Annotated in this window: 17 protein-coding genes; 11 read left to right on the forward strand and 6 right to left on the reverse strand. The window is 48.6% G+C overall.

Annotated elements, in window-relative coordinates; translation table 11 throughout:
- Positions 1-9: 9 nt before the first annotated feature.
- The 5 genes from H581_RS33030 (at position 10) to H581_RS38580 (ending at position 6,917) form a co-directional block, all read left to right on the forward strand.
- On the forward strand, positions 10-2,592 hold the full coding sequence (locus H581_RS33030; protein ID WP_051250455.1) for a DUF5696 domain-containing protein: 2,583 nt from the start codon (positions 10-12) through the stop codon (positions 2,590-2,592).
- On the forward strand, positions 2,589-3,488 hold the full coding sequence (locus H581_RS0104650) for a carbohydrate ABC transporter permease (protein ID WP_028609009.1): 900 nt from the start codon (positions 2,589-2,591) through the stop codon (positions 3,486-3,488). Before H581_RS33030 ends, H581_RS0104650 begins: the two co-directional genes overlap by 4 nt.
- Positions 3,489-3,547: 59 nt before the next feature.
- Positions 3,548-4,564, forward strand: a complete 1,017-nt coding sequence (locus H581_RS0104655; RefSeq protein ID WP_084134464.1) for a carbohydrate ABC transporter permease — start codon at positions 3,548-3,550, stop codon at positions 4,562-4,564.
- A gap of 9 nt (positions 4,565-4,573) precedes the next feature.
- The gene (locus H581_RS0104660) at positions 4,574-6,271 is read left to right on the forward strand and encodes a glycoside hydrolase (RefSeq protein ID WP_028609011.1); all 1,698 of its coding nucleotides are present in this window, start codon (positions 4,574-4,576) and stop codon (positions 6,269-6,271) included.
- A gap of 82 nt (positions 6,272-6,353) precedes the next feature.
- Positions 6,354-6,917, forward strand: a complete 564-nt coding sequence (locus H581_RS38580; RefSeq protein WP_028609012.1) for an immunoglobulin-like domain-containing protein — start codon at positions 6,354-6,356, stop codon at positions 6,915-6,917.
- Between the two features lie 531 nt (positions 6,918-7,448).
- Here the strand turns inward: H581_RS38580 and H581_RS0104670 are convergent.
- On the reverse strand, positions 7,449-8,228 hold the full coding sequence (locus tag H581_RS0104670; RefSeq protein WP_028609013.1) for a helix-turn-helix domain-containing protein: 780 nt from the start codon (positions 8,226-8,228) through the stop codon (positions 7,449-7,451).
- A 114-nt stretch (positions 8,229-8,342) separates the two neighbouring features.
- Here H581_RS0104670 and H581_RS0104675 point away from each other — a divergent pair, with 114 nt between their 5' ends.
- From H581_RS0104675 to H581_RS0104685, 3 genes are all read left to right on the forward strand, one after another.
- A complete protein-coding gene (locus H581_RS0104675) occupies positions 8,343-10,724 on the forward strand; it encodes an alpha-L-arabinofuranosidase C-terminal domain-containing protein (RefSeq protein WP_028609014.1) in 2,382 nt (793 codons plus the stop codon).
- Positions 10,725-10,734: 10 nt separating this feature from the next.
- Positions 10,735-11,700, forward strand: coding sequence for a glycoside hydrolase family 43 protein (locus H581_RS0104680; RefSeq protein ID WP_051250456.1), 966 nt, complete (start codon positions 10,735-10,737; stop codon positions 11,698-11,700).
- Between the two features lie 81 nt (positions 11,701-11,781).
- Positions 11,782-12,711 (forward strand): glycoside hydrolase family 43 protein, encoded by a 930-nt coding sequence (locus tag H581_RS0104685; RefSeq protein ID WP_028609016.1) that lies wholly within the window; start codon positions 11,782-11,784, stop codon positions 12,709-12,711.
- 200 nt (positions 12,712-12,911) lie between these two features.
- On the opposite strand, the gene H581_RS33035 is transcribed toward H581_RS0104685, so the two are convergent.
- Together H581_RS33035 and H581_RS0104695 are read right to left on the reverse strand one after the other, a co-directional pair.
- Positions 12,912-13,097 (reverse strand): DnaJ-like cysteine-rich domain-containing protein, encoded by a 186-nt coding sequence (locus tag H581_RS33035; protein ID WP_036717724.1) that lies wholly within the window; start codon positions 13,095-13,097, stop codon positions 12,912-12,914.
- Between the two features lie 293 nt (positions 13,098-13,390).
- Positions 13,391-14,527, reverse strand: coding sequence for a glycoside hydrolase family 88/105 protein (locus tag H581_RS0104695; RefSeq protein ID WP_051250457.1), 1,137 nt, complete (start codon positions 14,525-14,527; stop codon positions 13,391-13,393).
- Between the two features lie 134 nt (positions 14,528-14,661).
- On the opposite strand from H581_RS0104695, the gene H581_RS0104700 reads away from it, so the two are divergent.
- Positions 14,662-15,498 (forward strand): AraC family transcriptional regulator, encoded by an 837-nt coding sequence (locus tag H581_RS0104700; protein ID WP_028609018.1) that lies wholly within the window; start codon positions 14,662-14,664, stop codon positions 15,496-15,498.
- A 59-nt stretch (positions 15,499-15,557) separates the two neighbouring features.
- Here the strand turns inward: H581_RS0104700 and H581_RS0104705 are convergent, their stop codons facing one another.
- A complete protein-coding gene (locus H581_RS0104705) occupies positions 15,558-16,412 on the reverse strand; it encodes a helix-turn-helix transcriptional regulator (RefSeq protein WP_028609019.1) in 855 nt (284 codons plus the stop codon).
- A 234-nt stretch (positions 16,413-16,646) separates the two neighbouring features.
- On the opposite strand from H581_RS0104705, the gene H581_RS0104710 reads away from it, so the two are divergent.
- Positions 16,647-18,665: a beta-galactosidase gene (locus H581_RS0104710; RefSeq protein ID WP_028609020.1), complete on the forward strand. Its 2,019-nt coding sequence runs from the start codon at positions 16,647-16,649 to the stop codon at positions 18,663-18,665.
- 403 nt (positions 18,666-19,068) lie between these two features.
- Entirely contained in the window at positions 19,069-19,455 is a 387-nt protein-coding gene (locus H581_RS36915; protein WP_084134465.1) for a YmaF family protein, read from the forward strand.
- 387 nt (positions 19,456-19,842) lie between these two features.
- Here H581_RS36915 and H581_RS39565 read toward each other — a convergent pair whose 3' ends face one another.
- Together H581_RS39565 and H581_RS0104715 are read right to left on the reverse strand one after the other, a co-directional pair.
- A complete protein-coding gene (locus H581_RS39565) occupies positions 19,843-19,977 on the reverse strand; it encodes a helix-turn-helix domain-containing protein (RefSeq protein ID WP_084134466.1) in 135 nt (44 codons plus the stop codon).
- Positions 19,978-20,179: 202 nt separating this feature from the next.
- The coding region (locus H581_RS0104715) for an IS3 family transposase (RefSeq protein WP_028609021.1) at positions 20,180-20,480 on the reverse strand (301 nt) is incomplete at its 5' end.

The raw sequence follows: 20,480 nt of genomic DNA on the forward strand, positions 1-20,480 counted from the left end.
GGCCAAGCGGTGAGGCGGAGGATTGCGATCATCATGACTGCAGTCATGATCGGCTGCTTACTTATATCCCAAGGCACCAATTTCGCGGAACCTGGATCCGGGGCTGTGTCCGTTTCAGAGGCAGGGGCGGCGTCCGCGTCCGCGCCGGGCGACGAACAGACTGCTGAGGCTACGGGTACGAGCGGCGATTCCGGCAAGGCGTCGAGTATAGCCGAAGGAATGGAGAAGGCGGCTGAGAATGAATTTTTGATTTTGTACGTCAACAAGGCAACGACGGAAATCGCGGTTCAGGACAAGCGCAGCGGGGCGATCTGGTATTCCAATCCGCAAGATCGCGAAGATGATTCCGTAGCAACCGGCTACAACAAAGCGAAGCTGAACGTGCAGGTCGAGATAACTTATTTGGACAGTTCGGGAAATTCGTTAAAATATGACAATTATACGCACAGCGTTCAGAACGGCCAATTTGTCATTGAGAAGGGAAGCGACGGCTTGAACATCGTTTATTCTCTAGGGGAAGTTAAAAACGATATCGACGCTATACCTAAGTATATTAGCGAGGAAAGATTTCAAACTCTCATCCTGGACAAGATCGAGGATTCGGGGGACAAAAGAGAAGTTGAAAAGCGTTTTAAACATAACGAGCAAGAGAAGCGTTACGAAAGAAGAGACTCCTCCTTAAAGGGAGTCGGATTAAAGAAGGTAACCGAAGTTTTCGAACAGATCGGATATGACGAGGAGCAGAAAGCGATTGATAATGCCGCGTTTGGCGAAGGGGCTGCCGGCGGCCTCAACGTTAAGATCCCTCTCCTTTACCGGCTTGACGGAGAACAGTTGAAGGTTACGGTTGATTCGGGCGGGATCGAATACCCGGAATCGATGAAAATTCAAACGCTATCCTTGCTGCCGTTTTTTGGTGCGAGCGGACAGGGGGATGAAGGCTATACGCTCGTTCCGGACGGTTCGGGTTCACTGATTCGTTTCAACAATGAAAAAACGTACGCCGCTCCGTTCCGTAAAGAATTATACGGAACAGATTCGTCCATTAGCCAGCGAATCCGAATTCAGAATGATGAAGCTGCGCGGTTGCCTGTATTCGGGATGAAGTACGAGGACCGGGCATTCATCGGTATCATTGAAGAGGGAGATGCGGTCGCGGCAGTCGAGGCTGACATCAGCGGCAGGCTGAATGTTTATAACACGGTATCCTCTAGCTTTAAGCTCCTTAACCTGGAGGAGGTTACGCTGACGAACGGGTGGCGCTCCAGTACGGTTAAGAAGTTTCAAGCAGCGCCCTTCCAGGGCAACATTAGTGTTCGCTACGGATTTCTCGGCGCCAAGGATGCCAGCTACTCGGGCATGGCCGCGCATTACCGCGATTACTTGATCAAGAAAGCGGGTCTAACTAGGCTGACGGATGAAGAAGGCGTTCCGTTCTATGTCGAGCTTATAGGCGGCATACCGAAAAAGAAATTTTTCCTGGGCATTCCTTATAACGCATATGAGCCGCTTACGACCTTCGATCAGGCCGAATCCGTATTGGATCAAATGCTGGAACTGGGAATCGGAAACATCAAGCTGCGTTATACGGGTTGGTTCAATGGCGGCATCGTCCATGACCTCGCGAAATCCATTACCGTCGATAAGAAGCTTGGCGGAAGCAAAGGATTGAACAAACTTAAAACTTATGCCGATGCCAACCACATTTCGCTGTTTCCTGATGCAGCCTTTCTTGAAGCAGCTCCGGAAGCGGACGGTTTCAAAAAATCGCAGGCTTCCCGGTTTATTACGGGCAAGCTGGCGAAAATTTATCCGTACAGTGCTGCCGACTTCAGAGAAGAAGACGAACAGGAGCCCGGTTATGTGCTTAGTCCAAAGTCGCTGCCCCAAATTGCAGACGGATTTATGGACGATTACGAGAAGCTTCAGCTCACCGGATTGTCGCTGCGCGATTTTGGCAGCAAGCTGAATTCCGACTTTAACAGTTCCAATGTCATCGATCGCGAAGAAGCGAAGGAGATCGTCGATGAACAGCTGCAGCGAATGAGCGGCTCCGTCAAGGAAATATTGGTGGAAGGCGGAAACGCTTATGCGGCTGCCTATGCGCGGCATATCGTGGATGCGCCGATGACAAGCAGCGCTTTTATCATTACCGATGAAACCGTTCCTTTTTTTCAGTCGGTGTTTCACGGTTACGTTAATTACGCCGGAATGGCCTGGAATATGGCGGACGATCAGGATTCTACGTACAACTTCCTGAAGGCGCTCGAAACGGGCTCCGCTATGCATTATACATGGTTTAATGCTGATTCGTCGGCGATCAAGATGACGGGGTTCGATCACTTGTTTTCCGCCGATTACCGGCTATGGGTCGACGAAGCGTCACAAAGATATCGCGAACTAAACGATGTTCTCCATGATGTGCAGTCCCAAACGATTGCCGATCATCGAAAACTGGCTGATGGCGTGTATCAAACGATGTTCGAAAAAGGCAAAACAATTATCGTCAATTATAACGATACAGAATCGAATGTGGACGGGATTATAGTCGGGGCAAAGGATTTTTGGGTTGGAGGTGAAATGCAGCGATGAGGTTCAAGAAGCTTTCGCTTGAACAAAAAAACAGATATTACGGGCTTTATTTCATACTTCCCTGGTTTGTAGGCTTCTTGTTCCTGTTTATGATTCCGTTGCTGTCCTCGTTCCGGTACAGTTTAAGCAATCTGCAAGTTACGGATGAGGGATTCAGCCTTGAGTTTATCGGATTGTCGAACTATTTAGAGGCGTTGCTGTCGCACGAATCGTATGTCAGGATACTGACGGAATCCGTAATTAATATTGGGGTCAACACGCCGCTCATTATTATTTTTAGTTTATTTTTTGCGGTTCTTCTCAATCAGAGGTTTAGAGGACGGGTGCTTGCTCGGGCTATCTTCTTCCTTCCGGTTATTCTGGCATCGGGAATTATCGCCAGTATCGAGAACGGAGATTTGATGCAGTCCGTCGTTCGAAGCGCGAACGACACAACCGGCGGCGATTTGTCCGTTATGAAAAATTTGGAGCTCGCAGTTATCCTCGTCGAATCGGGGATAAGTTTTACTTTTGTCGAGTACTTGACCGGGGCTGTCGGACGAATCTATGAGATCGTCAGTCAATCCGGCGTCCAAATTTTAATTTTCCTTGCAGGGCTTCAGTCGATCTCTCCCTCCTTATACGAGGCTGCCAAGATCGAAGGCTCGACCGGCTACGAGGCTTTTTGGAAGATTACGTTTCCAATGATCAGTCCGTTGATCCTGACAAATCTTGTCTACACGATAATAGATAGCTTCATCAGCGATGAAACAAGCCGGCTGGTGGTAGATACGGCATTCAAAAGCTTTGATTTTGGACTTAGCGCCGCGATGGCTTGGATGTATTTTGCCGTCATTGCGCTTGTGCTGTGGGTCACGACGTCGATTGTGTCGCGCAAGGTCTTTTACCAAGATTAGGGGTTTAGGCATATGCTTACGAAGTATGTTTGCTTTGCAAACATTTAAGGAGGAATTGCATGAAGACGGAAACCGCAGTGCAACAACGGTCAACGAGAGAAGAGAGGATGCATCGCATGGCATCTTCTGCCTATTGGGTTGAATTCGCAAAGAAATGGTTATGGGTCATCGTCCGATTCGTGCTTATTTTCGGCATAGCGTTTGTCATCGTCTACCCGATTCTGTTGAAGTTATCGATTGCGTTCAAAAGCATGGACGATTTATACGATTCCGCCGTCATTTGGGTGCCGAAGGCGTTTACGCTCGATAATTTCAAGCTCGTGTTCAAAGCGATGAACTATCCGCGCGTTCTGCTCAATACGTTATTTCTCTCTTCCGCGGTTATGCTGCTTCAGACGACAACCTGCGTGCTGGCCGGATACGGTTTTGCGAGAGTGAAGTTCAAGGGAAGCGGTCTTTTGTTCTCGGCAGTTATTTTTACGATTTTAGTGCCTTCGCATACGATTATGATTCCGCTCTATTTACATTTTAAAAATTTTGATCTGTTCGGATTGATTGAGCTAATCAAGGGCGAGCCCGCCAATCTGATCAACACCTACTGGCCGTTTATCATTTCTGCCGTACTCGGCATGGGCGTGAAGACGGGGTTGTACGTTTATATTTTTCGCCAGTTTTTCAAAGGGATTCCGAGAGAAATTGAAGAAGCCGCTTACGTTGACGGCGCCGGCTATTTTACAACTTTCAGTAAAGTTATTTTGCCTAATGCAATCCCTTCGATGGTGACGGTCATGTTGTTCTCGTTCGTATGGCAATGGAACGATTCCTTCTTTACGAACATGTATTTGAATGAACCGAAGGTCATGTCTTCGATGATGGCTTCTTCCGGGTATGCGATCGCCACTTACCTTAGCGGAGGGGAACAAGCGGCAACGGCATCCTACGTTCAGGATCCGTTCTTTATGTCCATGATGATGAATACCAGCGTCTTGATGGCCATACTGCCGCTTATTATTTTATATTTGTTCGTGCAAAGACATTTTGTGGAAAGCGTTGAACGTTCAGGATTAGTTGGTTAGGAGAGGCGGATGAAAAGAAAATTGATAGTCATTACACTTGTTGCCTTTACTTCAGTTCTCGGTTTGTATTTCGGATTCACGTCGGGAGGTTCCGACAGTTCTAGCAGCTCCAACAGCTCCAATAGCACCAATAGCGTGAAAGAGACGGAGGAGCCCCTGCAGCAGCCGGCGCCTCCAGACGCCTATGATGTATCGATCGACGGATCGGTCCGTTATCAAACGATGGATAACTTTGGCGCATCCGATGCATGGTCTATGGATCCTCTGGGCAAACAATGGACGGAAGAAAATAAAAATCGAGTTGCAGACCTGCTTTTTTCGAGGGAGAAGGGGATCGGACTATCGGCATGGCGTTTCAATATCGGCGCAGGCTCGATTGAAACGGACCAGACGATTATTCCCGATCCGTGGCGGCGGGCGGAAGCGTTCAAGATGTCGGAGACCGGCGATTACGATTGGAGCAAGCAGTCGGGTCAGCAGTGGTTTCTACAGGCGGCCAAGGATCGCGGCGTCGATACTTTGATTGCATTCGTGAACAGTCCTCCGGTCTGGATGACGAAGAACGGACACGCCCAACCGGATCCGGACGTCGGCTCCACCAATCTGAAAGAGGGCTATGAGGATGTATTTGCGACATTCTTAATTGATGTATTGGAGCACTTTAGACGGGAAGGCCTGACGTTTCAATATATAAGTCCCATTAACGAGCCGACCTGGGATTGGAACCGTGCGCAGCAGGAAGGGAACCGTTATAACAACGAAGACATGAAGCGAGTCATTCTCGAATTGTACCGTCAGTTAAAGGAAAGCAGCCTCGATGCGCAAATCAGCGCTCCGGACGGCGTGGAAATTACTTCGTTGCTGGATGACGAATATTATCAAATGTTCGCGGGCGGCGGGCAATATACAAGCGGGGCCAATAGTCTGGGAACAGGAAAATACCGGGAATATATGAAGGATTTGCTTGGCGACCCCGAACTCAAGGAAGCGATCGGCAATAAAATCGCTTCGCATTCTTATTGGTCCGATTACAGCAAATCGGGAGACGATCGGCTCGGCAAGCTGAGAGAATTGCTGGATGCCAATATGAAGAAATACGACGCTGAGGCTAAATATTGGGTATCGGAATATTGTATTCTTGGCGATTACGGTCCCGGCCGCGACCTCGGCATCGATCCCGCTTTGTATATGGCCAGAACGATTCATTTTGATTTGACGAAGGCGAATGCGGCAGCATGGCAGTGGTGGACGGCGGTGTCCAAGGTCAATTACAAGGACGGTCTGATCTATACCGACTTTAATGAAGCGGGAGACGAGCAAAATATTTTGACATCCAAAATCTTGTGGGCTCTCGGCAACTACAGCAAATTTATACGTCCCGGCGCGGAGCGCATTGCGCTTACGGGACTGGACGAGGGAGCGGAGAGCGAGCTGCTAGGCTCAGCTTACGTACATGAAGGAGAACAGACGGTTACGGCTGTGTTCGTCAACGACAGCGAAGAGGATAAGCGTATTCGGCTTTCGTTGAAAGGCATAGACAAGAGCCGTTCCATTGCGGTTATGGAATCATACATCACGTCGGCTGGCCGCGATCTTGCTCGGGGTGAAGACGTTACGGTTCGGGACGATCAAGCCTTCGAAGCGGTTATTCCTGCGAAGTCTATCGTTTCCTTGATAGGGAGAGGGGCAGACGATTCAAGGAAATAGCAGAAGCGACGAAGAAGCGGTTCAAATAGACCAAGAAGCGCTGACGGCATACAATATCGATAATGTGCAGGACCACTTGACTTTGCCTGTCAAAGGGGAGAACGGAACGACGATAACATGGCAATCTGGAAGCCCAGAAGTCATTACGGCGTACGGAGAAGTGACTCGTCCCAAGCTCGGCAACGGAAATGAATCGGTGAAGCTTACGGCGACCATCTCCCGAAATGGTGTCACTGCGGAGAAGGTGTTTCAGGCAACGGTCAGAACGAGTCCTGCAAAGGAAGATTATGCCGGTTACCTCTTCTCTTACTTTACGGGAGAAGGGACGCCGGACGGAGAGCAAGTCTACTTTGCGCTTAGTGAAGGGAACGACCCGCTGCACTGGAAAGAGCTGAATGGCGGGAAACCGGTACTTACGTCCACTATGGGCGAAAAAGGGGTAAGGGATCCCTTTCTCATCCGGTCACCCGAAGGCGACAAGTTCTATATGATTGCCACCGACTTGAAAATAAACGGAGACTGGAACTGGGACCGGGCTCAAAGACAGGGGAGCCGATCCATCATGGTATGGGAATCGAGCGATCTTCTGAATTGGATCGAGCAAAGCATGGTCGAGGTTTCGCCTGCAGAGGCAGGCAACACGTAGGCTCCCGAAGTTTTTATGATGAAGCAACAGGCGAGTATATCGTGTTCTGGGCCTCCAAGCTGTTCGCTGATGAAAGTCATACCGGTAATGCTTGACAATCAGCCAATATCCCCTTACGGCAAAATGGTGTTTCAGGATGTATTGGGCCTCACGATTACGATTTGCCCAGCAGTCCCCGTCACGGAACGGTTATACCGATAACGAAAACCGAGTACGATGCGATTTACGCCAAATACTTGAGTCACCGTTGACAGTTCAAGAATAACGGGTCTCTACGTGACAAAAATATATTTGCTTAGGAAGACGCTTCCATCCGTCCTTCGTTAAGGACAATGATGTGATCTGCCATAGCCAGACATTCTGTTTTATGTGGAGCAATAAGAAAAGTTTTACTCTGTAATTGTCGTACCCTCTGCCATGATATTCCTACAGAAGACATAATTAGAAGAGATCAAACATCTATGAAGTAATTTGCTTGCTCATTTGCATCTTCTCGATCACTTCCTAATACTTCAGCGGCAGATCATGTTATTATCGTCGTGACCTGAATTGGCTTGGCGTAGTGCCCACGAAGCGTTTAAATTGACGCATAAAGTGGGTATCGTTCTCGTACCCGCACATCTTCGAAATAGCTGCTATGGTTAACGAGCTGTTCCCCAAAAGATATTTGGCATATTCGAGCCTGCTGTTGATCATGTCCGAAACGACTGAACATCCGAACAGCTCCTTATAGATATGCTGGAAATACGACTTGCTCAAATTGACGCGCGAAGCAATGTTCTCTACCGTCAAATGGGTTTGGGGCGAACTGTACAGCTCGCTCCTCAACTCGGAAAACTGGCGGAAATATCGGCTCGTTTTATCGGGGAGGCCGGCTAACTCCATAAGATTGCTGAGCTTCATAAACAGCGCTCTGATATCAAAGTCAATAATCTGATCACGCAGCGGGCCGCCCAGTCTGTTGCTGCTTTGCAATTCCCGGATGCATCCGGCAATCAAAAGCGGATCTGTAGCCTTGACAAGCGTGTTGAGCGGAAGCTTCAACTGCGTGAGAAATTCCAGGATTTCATTGCCGTCGCAGTGGAACCAGTCGTTGATGAACGGCTTATCTAGTTCCCGGTAAAGATGGGGGGTCGAGGGGTGAAACAGGATGTAGGAATTCTTTTCTGCCGCCAGCAGCTTGCCATCCAGAATCAGTTCCGCTTTACTTTTGAAAAAAACAAAGGCATAATTCCCCGCGCCTGCAGGACGATCAATCGTGATCCCGTCCTTATGAATAAAATTATATCCGCAGCTTATCATTGAAATCATTGTGTGTCTCCTTAAAAAAGCACGATAAGTCAGTTTTTCATCATTATAATGGATTGTTTCGGGATGAACAAGCGCTTACAATCGAATCAAAAGGAGCAAGGAGATGAAATCGTGATGAGCGCACAATCAACGTTGACTATCTATACAAAGGAGCGAGGTGCGGAATTAGGCGACTTGTTCGGGATTTTTTTCGAGGATCTGAATCATGCGGCGGACGGAGGACTTTATGCTGAGCTTGTTCAAAACCGTTCTTTTGAATTCGATCCGATCGATCGCGCGGAATACCATGCCTTGACTGCCTGGGAAAAAATCGAAAGAGGCGGCGGAAAGGCGGAAATGACTGTCGAAGACAGTCATCCTTTAAACCCGCGCAATCTGCATTACGTTGCCATCGACATTCAATCCGAGGGCGACGGCGTCGGGATTATGAACCAGGGCTTTAACAGCGGCATTCCCGTCAAACGGGGAGAAAACTACTTGTTTTCGATTTATGCACGGCGGGATGCCAGCTTTGAAGAACCGGTTTTCGTAACGATTGAAGGGACGGACGGTGCCGTTCATGGCGAGGCAACGATCGTGGTGCAATCGTCCGAATGGACAAAATATGATGCAAAACTTACGGCGGTCGATACCGATACCAGCAGCCGTTTAGTGATTGTGACGAAAGGAAAAGGCAAGCTTTATCTCGATATGGTGTCCCTTTTTCCGGAAAAGACCTTCCGCAATCGGCCGAACGGCATGCGGGAAGACATTGCCGCCTTGCTCACGGATCTGAAACCCAAGTTTATGCGGTTTCCGGGCGGCTGCCTTGTGCATGACGGTTCATTGAATCCCGACGACAGAAACTCGATGTACCGCTGGAAAAACACATTAGGCGATATAGCGCAAAGACCGGCCAGACGGAATAATTGGAGCTACAATCAAACACTCGGTTTGGGTTATTATGAATATTTTCTGTTCTGCGAGGATATTGGCGCCAAGCCGATACCGATCCTTCCGGGCGGATATGACCCGCACCATAAACGAATCGTTCCGCTTGATGAGCTGCAGCCCTGGATTGATGACGCGCTTGATTTGATCGAATTTGCGAATGGCGACTCTTCAACCGAATGGGGGGCTATTCGGACAAAGCTTGGTCACCCGGAGCCGTTTGGGCTGGAATACATCGGCATCGGAAACGAAGAAGTCGGAGAACCGTTTTTCGAACGCTATCCCTATTTCCATAACGCAATCAAAGAGAAATATCCGGATATCAAGGTCATCAACTCCTCCGGTCCGTTTGCGGCCGGCGGCGAATATGAACGCGGCTGGAATTCCGCAAGAGAAAACAATTCGGATCTTGTGGACGAGCACTATTATCAGTCGCCGGAATGGTTTCTGGCCCATTATCACCGTTACGACGACTTCAGGGCCGAGGATCCGAAAGTATTTTTGGGCGAATACGCTTCATGGGGAAATACCTATTATAACGCGCTCGTTGAAGCCGCTTTTATGACCGGACTGGAAAAAAACGCTCATGCGGTGGGACTGGCCTGCTATGCTCCGATGCTGTGCAATGTCGATTATATCAATTGGAAGCCGGACCTTATTTGGTTCAATAATCATGAAGTATACGGAACGGCAAACTACTACGTGCAGAAGCTGTTTATGCATCACCAGGGAGATCAGCTCTTACAAATTGAAGCAAACGGGTTCGGGGAAAAACAGGAAAACAAAATGAAGCCGATTAACGGAGCCTTGGCGCTCGGGACAGACCGTTGTTCCTTCCGCTTCCGGGACATGTTGCTGGTTAACAACGATACCGGAGAAACGAGAGAATTGAACGGCTCGTCTGCCGCGCTGTCGGATACGGATGAAGACCGGCTGGGCGGAACGGCAACGCGAAAGCTGGATCTTGGAGAGACGGATTGGGAGAATTACACGCTGAGTCTGAAAGCCCAAAAAATCAGCGGCCCCAAAGGATTCAATATTTATTTTGGAAAAAGCGACGATAACAATCAGCTGATCTGGGAAGTTGGCGGGTGGCAGAATCAGGATTCGGCAATATGCTCCAGCGTGAACGGCAGAACCTCTTGCCTGACCCAAAGCTTATTTAACGTGGAACCTGACATGGAATACGAACTTGCTTTGAAGATTTCGGGAAGACGGATCCGCGCTTACATCGACAATATGTTAATCAATGACACGGAAGATAAACTCCCCGTGATCGAGCCGCTGTATTATTCGGCAAGCTACGAACGTTCGACAGGGGATATCATCGTCAAGGTGGTCAATGTTCAGAAGAATAGCGTTAGCGCGCAGATTGCTTTGGCGGATTTGCACAAAACGTCTTTGACCGTTGAAGTATACGAGATGTCCGGACATGCGCTGGATGACGAAAACACGTTTGAGTCGCCTGAGCGGGTAGCGCCGAAGCAGAAGGAATTCAGTACGGAAGGCAGCGGTTTTCATTACGATTTTCCCAAACATTCTATTACCGTATTCAGGGTGAAATAAGGAGTATATTATGCTGTCAAAAGAACAAATTCAAATCAAACGTCAATTCCCTAACCCGCTCGTCGAACAGCGGGCTGACCCCTGGATTTATAAACATACGGACGGATATTATTATTTTACCGCTTCTGTTCCCGCTTATGATTGCATCGAGCTTAGAAGAGCCAGATCGATTCAGGAGCTCGGGACCGCCAAACCGATTGTTATTTGGCGCAAACACGAGAAGGGCAGAATGAGCGGGCATATTTGGGCGCCTGAAATCCATTATATCGACGGCAAATGGTACATCTATTTTGCCGCCGGCGGATCGGACGAGTACGAGACGGCATGGGAGATCCGTATGTACGTCTTGGAAAATGATGCGGAGAGCCCGCTGGAACCGTCATGGGTGGAAAAAGGACAGATTCGAACCGATTGGGATTCCTTCTCTTTGGATGCCACTACCTTCGAGCATCGCAGCGTAAGGTATTTGGTTTGGGCGCAATATGACCAGGAAACCACAGCAAGCTCCAATTTGTATATCGCTGAGATGTCTAATCCATGGACGTTACGCGGTAAACAGGTCCTGCTTGCAAAACCGGAATATGAGTGGGAAATCATTGGCCACCGGGTGAACGAAGGACCTGCAGTACTGAAGAAGAATGAACGGATCTTTATCAGCTATTCGGCAAGCGCTACGGACAGCCATTATTGCATGGGCCTGCTAAGCGCATCCGATAATTGTGATCTGATGGACCCGGATTCATGGACGAAGTCTCCGGAGCCCGTCTTCCGAACGAGCGAAGAATCCGGACAATACGGACCGGGCCACAACTGCTTCACCGTCTCGGAAGATGGTTCGGCCGATATCCTGATCTATCATTCCCGTGACTATAAGGAAATCGTAGGTGAACCGCTTAACGACCCCAATCGTCATGCTCGTGCCAAAGTATTGGATTGGAACGAGGAGGGGTTCCCGGAGTTCGGCGAACCCGAGTGAAATGCTGTAGCAGCTTATGAAAACAGCCGTCATTCGCGGAATGACGGCTGTTTCATGCCTGAAGAGGAGTGATTCATTCTAATGGAAGCTTATTTATTCGTACATTTTAAAGAAAAGAAAACCGCTGACGGCGAGCAGGTCTATTTTGCGCTCAGTACAGACGGGTTTAACTGGGAACAGGTAAACGGCGGACAACCCGTTATCTGGAGTGAAAAAGGTGATAAGGGAGTTCGTGACCATACAATCGTGCGAACGGATTATGGCAAATTTTATATCCTTGCCACCGACTTGAGCTTAGCCAACTGCTTTCATACCAAGTACAGGGGGAGCTGGACGAACATCGGCAGAGAGGGAAGTAAATGCCTTTCCTTGTGGGAATCGACCGACCTTGTGAACTGGTCGGAGCAGAGAATGATCGAATTAGGCGATGAGGATTTCGGCTGTCTTTGGGCGCCTGATGTGTTTTACGATCGTCTTAATAAAGACTACGTCATTCACTGGTCATCGGCTCATGCTTCCAATGATTACGGGCATAAAGCCATCTATTACTCTCGTACAAAGGATTTTGAAAGCTATACGAAACCGCAGCTGCTGTATCGTAAAGAAGACAGCGGGGTTATTGATTCCGCTATTTATGAGGAAAACGGCATGTTCTACCGATTTGTAAAAAGCGAGGCAAACCCCTTAGGCATTATATTGCAAAAGGGAGAATCCCTTACCGGTGAATACACAACAAACGAGGTTTTTAACGGTGAAATGGCAAAACTCGGCCACCCCGCCTATGAAGCGCCTACTGCGTATAAGCTGAGCAGTGGCAAATGGTGCCTAATGCTGGACTTTTTCGGTGTCGAGGGAGAAGGGCAGGGCTATGTTCCTTTTGTAGCCGACGAGATTGATAGCGGACTCTTTATCAGATCGGATGAAAGCTTCAGCTTCCCTTACCGCTTCAAGCACGGAACTGTGCTTTCAATAACAATGGAAGAGTACAGCAGAATAAAAAACGGGTATTAGGTTATTCTCGACTGGGCTTTTCGGGGTCAAAGTGTTCCTTATATTGGGCTTTGGGGCTGCCCCTTCCACTATCGGTATTGATGCGCACATTTGAAGAACGATTAAAACAATAGCCCCGAGTAACGGGGCTTAGTTAACAGTCTGAGCGAGTGTATGTAGAATCATAATCTCGCTTTTTTTTATAGAGGGGATAATAGAAATTACTCTGCTTTTTTGAGATTCATCCATCGGAACAGGCTCACTTTGCCGGTCGCATCACACTGCGTGCATTCAATTAAACCGCTTCCATCGCAGGCCATACACTTTCCATGTCCATAGCCAAAACCTTCACCATTGCAGTCGGAGCATTTTGCCTTCCCGGTTCCATCACATGGTTTACACTTCATCTTTGTTCCTCCTTCACTGTTTTTGAAAAATGAGGAGCACGCATATAAGTATAACGAGATGTGAATCGAGTCACAAATATCATATCATTACTTTTTTGGAGAAGGCAAAACCGATATAAATGGTTTATTTGCGATGCGCCTCTAAAAAGTCTGATTATTCTGAAATATTCTCCCTCATTCTCCAAATTCCTTAGCATGTTAGTCCAACGGGGTGTTCATAACATCGAAAAGAAGACGAAACAGCAAAGGCGGAGCTCCCGATAAAAATTGGCTCCGCTATTGCTATCGTTATTTTACGAAGGATATGAAGCCTGACTCATCTCCACACACATGAGAATAAAAGCGCCTGCGCCGTGCAGATCATTCTCGCTGGTAGGACGTGCAATATAGTGGGCGTAGTCTCCGATTCCTGTGCCGATGCAGATTTGGCCGATAATCACGTTGCCGTCTCCATCGAACTTCAGCGTGTCTATTACGCCCTGATAGCCTTTCCAGGCATATGGCAAATACTTATCGTCCAAATAGCCTAACCGCACGGCTTTGGCAATGGCATGAACATACAAGGCGGTACAGGAATTTTCCAGCCAATTATCCGGTCGGTCTGCCTTGTCGACAACCTGATACCATAAACCGGTGGCAACATCCTGGTATTTGGTCAAGGCGATGAGCAGATCCTGAAGGATGCTTGTCAGCGTCGCTTTATCCTTATGATCCTCTGGAAGGTATTCGAACATTTCCAGAAGGGCGACAGGATACCAGCCGATCGCGCGGCCCCAAAATTCCGGAGCCAGGCCTGTAACGGGATCGGCCCAATCTGCGGTTTTGGTTTCATCCCACCCGTGGTATAGCAAGCCGGTGCCCGGGTCCTTGGTATGCTTCTCCATTAGGATCGCCTGGAAGGTCATCATGTCAAAATATTCGCTTTCGCCAAATGTCTTTCCGAATTGGACGGCGATCGGTCCAGCCATATATAACCCGTCCAGCCACATCTGATTCGGAAGATGCCCCTTATGCCAGAACCCGCCCGACTCATTGGTCCGCCATGATTTTAAGAGCGGCACAAGTTTATACAAAGCTTTCTTGTACCGTTCGTCCCCCGTCTGCTCAAACAGGTTAAAAAGAAGCACGCCCGGCTGAATATCATCCAATTCATCAGGTTTGTGTTTCTTAATGCTGCCATCCGCGAGAACCTGGCTGTCTACCCACCGTTTGATATAATCATAATATTTATCGTCGCCGGTTACCCGCCAGCATTTCTCCATACCCGACAGAAAGACTCCCTGATGATAATGGAATCGGTCCGGCGGAAGTTGTTCCGGCTCAAATGTAGACATCAACGCCTCGCAAGCCTTCTCGGCCCATTGAATGGGGAGTAGTGTCTCTACAGTCTCTAGTAAGTGCTTCTTGGAATTGGTTCCTGAAGAATTCATTATATTGATTCCTCCTTCTTAGGCTTAAGGAAATAGTATCACGAAGGATATGTACATTTTTTGCAGATATATACGAAAACTTCTCATATCTTGCAGTATAATAAAAAGAAATCCAATGAGAGGCGTGGAATCGGATGGGTGATCTTCAATTCGATAACAGCGAGAGGACCTTCTCGGTATCCTACCGGAAGGCGCCAAGTCATCATATGCCGGCCAGCCATTTTCATAGTACCTACGAAATCTTCTATTTAATGTCCGGTAAACGGGAGTTTTTTATTAAGGAAAGGACGATTGTGATCCATGAGGGGGATATCGTCATAATCGCTCCGAATATCCTGCATCGGACCACTAATACGGATATGCCCGAGCATGAGCGGCTTATTGTAAATATTCATGGGAACCAAATGGCCTCGACGGGTGTTTCCTATATGGACGTTCTTCATCCTTTGTTTGAGCAGGAGTACATCATCGTAAAATGTTCTCTGCACGACAGGCTCTCCATAGAGGCGCTTTCACACCGTATCATTCAGGAGATGCAGGATAAGAAGCCGGGCTTCGAGATGTACTCGCAGACTTTGGCTCTGCAGCTGCTTATGATATGCTGCCGGCATGTCAAGCAGAACAGCACAGAGCTGTTGGAATCTCCAAGCCCCATGCATGAAAGAATCTCGGAAGTTGTCCGTTATATCAACAGCCATTATATGCAGGAACTGTCGCTGTATCTGCTGGCAGAGAAATTCTACGTTAGCCCTTATTATCTAAGCCGTTTTTTTAAAGAAGCGACTGGATTTACGTTCGTGGAGTATTTGAACAGCGTCAGAATCAAGGAAGCGAAGAAACTATTGGAACAATCCTCGATGAAGGTCAATCTGATTGCCAAGAAGGTAGGCTTCGGCAGTGTTACGCATTTTGGTAGGGTATTCAAGTCAGTCACCGGATTTGTTCCGTTACATTATAGAAGAGGAACGTAACCGATGGAACATGATGAATCCAATCCGTCTAGTATTCTTTACTAGGCGGATTGGTATTATTAATGGTCACCGAGTTTGTGAATGCTTCGGAATTGTATGGGCGTCATCCCTTCGAGGCGCCGGAAACAAGAGCTGAAGTAGCTGGCCTGAGAGAAGCCCGTTTCCAGCGCGATTTGCTTGACGGATAACTGAGTGGAAGCAAGGAGACGCTTGGCATGGATCAAGCGTGATTCTAACAGAAAATCCGGAAAGGACTTGCCGAACGTCTGCCCGAATTTGCGGCTGAAGTAATGCGTGCTGTATCCGGCGAGGGCTGCCGCTTGCTCAATGGAGAATTGCTGGCCGCTGTGGGCACGCACGTAGTTTGCGACGGCACGGATTTTATCGGCGGCTTGATTGACGGGTACGTTCAGCCGGTCAGACGTTGTCTGCAGCCGGGTCAAGAGTTCGTACAACATGGAGGCAATCCGGTGTTCGTCCTCGATCCGGTACGTCCGCCCAATAGTCAGCAATTTATCGATTAAAGCCTCGATGGGGGGCAAATTCGATAGGGCAAACAGCCATGGTTCGTCCAATCCTTTACCATCCAACAACTCCTCGAGTCGATCCCCGAAGAAATGAATCCATCGGATATTCCAAGGCTCATAGGTATCGGAGTGGTACCTTTGCCTCATGCCGGGTCCGTATAAAAAGCCCTGTCCTTTCGTTAATTCATAACGCTTGCCTTCGGTGAGCAGGTAGCCTTTACCGTCAAGAACGATGTGTAAATTATAGCAGCGATCCAGATTGTTCTCCGTGGTTCGGTACTCACGTTTCACGGTATGCTCGGGATATTCGCTATAACCGCCGATAAAATCCGGATAGCAAACGTGTCTAGGAAATAACGGTTTGGGAAGAAAGATGTGTTCGCGCATGAGCATCTCCTTAAACGCAATATATTGCAATACATCAATCACATTGATCGTCATATTTGCGAACATTTATGACATCAATGACATTATTTTAACAGAAGTCGCATGATTTTGTCATTTATTCAAGTCCGGATATCCTCTAAAATGGAGGAGTCGCATAACGGGCAGGGAGTTCCGTTTCACCGGAAATATACAAAATCGATACCGTTCGATCGGTAAACAAGGGAGAGTAGAACGATGCAACAATTGCTTTATGGGGTGGCCTATTACGACGAATATATGCCATATGAGCGGCTTGACGAAGATATCCGAATGATGAAAGCGGCAGGTATTAACCTCGTCCGCATTGCGGAATCGACATGGAGCACTCACGAGCCGCAGAACGGCGTCTTTGATTTCTCCAGCGTAGACCGGGTGCTTGACGCCATGCACCGGTCAGGGATTCACGTTATCGTCGGAACGCCTACTTATGCGGTTCCGACCTGGATGGTCAAGGAACATCCCGATGTGCTGGCGGTCACACCGGACGGTCCCGGCCGTTACGGTGCCCGGCAAATTATGGACATCGCGAACCCGACGTATCTCTTCTATGCCGAACGCATCATACGCAAGCTGATCGCTCATGTATGCGGCCATCCCGCCGTCATCGGCTATCAGGTCGATAACGAGACGAAGCATTACCGTACGAGCGGTTCGAACGTGCAGCATCGGTTCGTTAAATACATGAAGAACAAATTTGGCGCGTTGGAGCAGGTGAACCAGGAGTTCGGACTCGATTATTGGAGTAACCGGATCAACAGCTGGGAGGACTTCCCGTCCGTCGCCGGCACGATCAACGGAAGCTTGGGCGCGGAGTTCGCCCGTTTCCAACGGCAGCTCGTCACCGAATTTCTGGCTTGGCAGACATCGATCGTGAACGAGTACAAGCGTCCGGATCAATTCGTCACGCATAACTTCGACTTCGGGTGGAAGGACGGTTCGTTCGGCGTGCAGCCGGACGTCGACCACTTCTCCGCGGCGGGAGCGCTCGACATTGCGGGGGTTGACATTTATCACCCTTCGCAAGACGAGCTGACCGGTAAAGAAATTTCGTTCTGCGGCGACTCTGCCCGTTCGCTCAAAGGGACGAATTACTTCGTGCTGGAGACGCAAGCGCAAGCTTTTGCACATTGGACGCCCTATCCCGGACAGCTGCGGCTTCAAGCGTTCAGCCATCTGGCCTCCGGCGCCAATATGGTCGAATACTGGCATTGGCATTCGATTCACAATTCGATCGAGACGTATTGGAAAGGCTTGCTCAGTCACGACATGGGCACGAATCCAACCTATGAAGAGGCGGTAACGATCGGACGCGATTTCGCTCGGCTGTCCCCGAAGCTGGTCAACTTGAAGAAAAAGAACCGTGCGGCCGTGCTTGTCAGCAACGAAGCGTTGACAGCGCTGCAGTGGTTCTCGTTCCCCGGCGGGAAAGTCGATTACAATGACATCGTCCGCCTCATCTACGACCGGCTATACGAGATGAACATCGGTTGCGACATTTTGCATCCGGGATCGGATTCATTCGAGCAGTATGACTTGATCGCTGTGCCCTCGCTGTATGCGGCGTCGGACGAATTGCTCTCTCGCTTGAACCAATACGTGGAGAACGGCGGACACGTCGTATATACGTTCAGGAGTGGATTCACCAACGAGCATATCAAGGTCCGGACCGATGTTCAGCCCGGTTATATCGGGGAGGTTTGCGGCGTTCGATACAGCCAGTTCGTCGAACCGAAGAAGGTTTCTCTCAAGGGAGACCCGTTCGGGGCGGGTGCGGAGCATAACGGCGTTAACGTCTGGATGGAGCTGCTTACGCCGACGACGGCGGAAGTCCTCGCCCGGTACGATCATCCGCACTGGGGCGCTTATGCGGCCATTACCGAGAACCGTTACGGCAAAGGCACCGCGACTTATATCGGCTGCTTGCCGAGTGCCGAAGTTATGGGGAAAGTGTTGGAGCGAGCCGGTAGGGCCGCGGGATTGTGGGGCCCCGAACAAGAGCTCCGCTTCCCTCTGATCATGAAGTCTGGAACAAATGAGTCGGGACGAACGATCCGGTACTACTTCAATTATTCGGACGAGCCGGTATCGTTCTTCTATCCGTACGGGAGCGGTACGGAGTTGTTGGAAGACCGGCAGATTCGCGCGGGAGAGCGGATCGAGCTGGACCGCTGGGGAGTCGCAATCGTCGAGGCGAGCGCGGAGACGGAAGGATAAGCAAAGGCAAGTAGAGGCAAGGGCTGTCTTAAACGTTTAGAAGGCAGGACCGTGCGTCTTGGACGGAAGGGAAATCTGTTAACAACGCCAGTTCCTGTCCAAGCGTATCGATCAGGTCATTTTCGAGATTGGGAACGCAGTGGGGACGAAAAATACTTCTCCTTTGCACCGTAAATCACCGATATACTCCAAGGCAGAAAGGAGCTGTCACTCCGGTCCTACATGGAACAGTGAGCGACAGCTCTTTCATTTTGTCCATCCGCTACATCGCCTAACTAATTATTCTTCCGAATAAGTGACAATATGTGCTGGAACAACGCTTAACAATCGGCTAATACCTAGGGCATATATAGACGACTTGACATAATTTAAGATCAAGACCACTTATAGAGGAGCTGCTGCATTGAAAAAAATCCCTGTTAAAGGTTTCGTTCTCCATTCAAATGACCTAGGGGATGAACATTCCCATGGTCTATACATTACTTCTTGGGACGGTCGTCCCGTTTATCACGTTCATCCTTTTTCAGGTGTAACTTCATATGACGATGGACACGTCCATCAATATGTGGGTGTTACCGAGCCAGCCCTAACAGGCGTCCCCCATGTTCACCGTTATCATACCGTAACATCAGTAAATCATGGTCACACTCATGTTTTACAAGGGGTTACAGGTCCAGCTATTGATGTTCCGGGTGGTGGGCATATCCATTATTTTGAGGGTTTTACGACCGTAAACGGCATGAGACCACATACGCATCATTACCAAGGAGCAACCGGTAACGAAGCTTAATTGTGTCATCAGCTTAGGAAATAAACAATGGACAGCAAATTGCTGTCCATTTTCAGGGGGAATAGTTTTTCTAATGGTTGCCATTACCGTTAATTCGCCGATTTTAGTCTCTTTTATGATTTAACGTTTGTCATAGATGCTATTTCCTTGTTTTCTAATGAGTTCGGTTAATGATAGCGCAGATAGCGGTGATTATAACCGTTAGGTTTTCAAGAACGGCTTTTTGGGGCGAATAACGATTATAGCAACCGTTAGACCATATAGAGCTCGTTGCTCAGCCGATATGTACGGTATCGTTGACGGAGTTTCTTGCGCGGATTTGTTTGAGGGATTGTTTAACATCATTTTAGGGCTTTATCGATTCCCGACCCGCTTGATGGCGAATTCTTATCCGGCGGCTTCTGCAATCTGAGAAATGTTCAAGGTCGTCTCTTCCAGCAGCATTCGCGCTCTGTCCATGCGTAATTTTATAGCGTATTGCTTTAATGATTTGCCGGTGACTTGTTTAAACAATAAGCTCAAATAGCGTGACGATCGTCGATCACGTTTACCGCTCGATCAGAAACGACAAGGATTGGCTGGAGCAGCTGCTGGCGAGGATGAAAGATTAGACGCAATGAACAAAAGAGGCTGTTTTTCGACTTAAAAAAGGTGAAATACGAAATAATGGCGGTGCAGGGATTCCTGAACTGTAACCCCGTTTGTGGACACTTAATAAAAAGTGCTAAGCTGAAAGTAGATGGCTCCTGTATTCGTCAGGAGTCATCTTTTTTAATCCCCATTGATAGCGAGATGTGTTGTACATTAGGATGTATTCGTTAACTCTTTGACGAAGCTCTTCTATGGTTTGGCAGTCCTCATAATCTAACTCATCTTTCATATGACCAAAGAAGGACTCCATGGGTGCGTTATCCCAGCAGTTACCCTTGCGAGACATGGATTGTGTGAACCCCGCATTCTTTACTTTCTGTTGAAACACAGGATGGGTGTAGTGCACCCCTTGGTCCGAGTGAAGGATTGCATCA

It is taken from the genome of Paenibacillus harenae DSM 16969, from assembly GCF_000422465.1.
GTDB classification, from domain to species: domain Bacteria; phylum Bacillota; class Bacilli; order Paenibacillales; family Paenibacillaceae; genus Pristimantibacillus; species Pristimantibacillus harenae.

Bases quoted from the DNA above. Each gene is read 5' to 3' on its own strand.
- H581_RS0104650 (WP_028609009.1), top strand. From the start codon at position 2,589: ATGAGGTTCAAGAAGCTTTCGCTTGAACAAAAAAACAGATATTACGGG.
- H581_RS0104655 (WP_084134464.1), top strand. From the start codon at position 3,548: ATGAAGACGGAAACCGCAGTGCAACAACGGTCAACGAGAGAAGAGAGG.
- H581_RS0104660 (WP_028609011.1), top strand. From the start codon at position 4,574: ATGAAAAGAAAATTGATAGTCATTACACTTGTTGCCTTTACTTCAGTT.
- H581_RS0104670 (WP_028609013.1), bottom strand. From the start codon at position 8,228: ATGATTTCAATGATAAGCTGCGGATATAATTTTATTCATAAGGACGGG.
- H581_RS0104675 (WP_028609014.1), top strand. From the start codon at position 8,343: ATGAGCGCACAATCAACGTTGACTATCTATACAAAGGAGCGAGGTGCG.
- H581_RS0104680 (WP_051250456.1), top strand. From the start codon at position 10,735: ATGCTGTCAAAAGAACAAATTCAAATCAAACGTCAATTCCCTAACCCG.
- H581_RS0104685 (WP_028609016.1), top strand. From the start codon at position 11,782: ATGGAAGCTTATTTATTCGTACATTTTAAAGAAAAGAAAACCGCTGAC.
- H581_RS33035 (WP_036717724.1), bottom strand. From the start codon at position 13,097: ATGAAGTGTAAACCATGTGATGGAACCGGGAAGGCAAAATGCTCCGAC.
- H581_RS0104695 (WP_051250457.1), bottom strand. From the start codon at position 14,527: ATGAATTCTTCAGGAACCAATTCCAAGAAGCACTTACTAGAGACTGTA.
- H581_RS0104700 (WP_028609018.1), top strand. From the start codon at position 14,662: ATGGGTGATCTTCAATTCGATAACAGCGAGAGGACCTTCTCGGTATCC.
- H581_RS0104705 (WP_028609019.1), bottom strand. From the start codon at position 16,412: ATGCGCGAACACATCTTTCTTCCCAAACCGTTATTTCCTAGACACGTT.
- H581_RS0104710 (WP_028609020.1), top strand. From the start codon at position 16,647: ATGCAACAATTGCTTTATGGGGTGGCCTATTACGACGAATATATGCCA.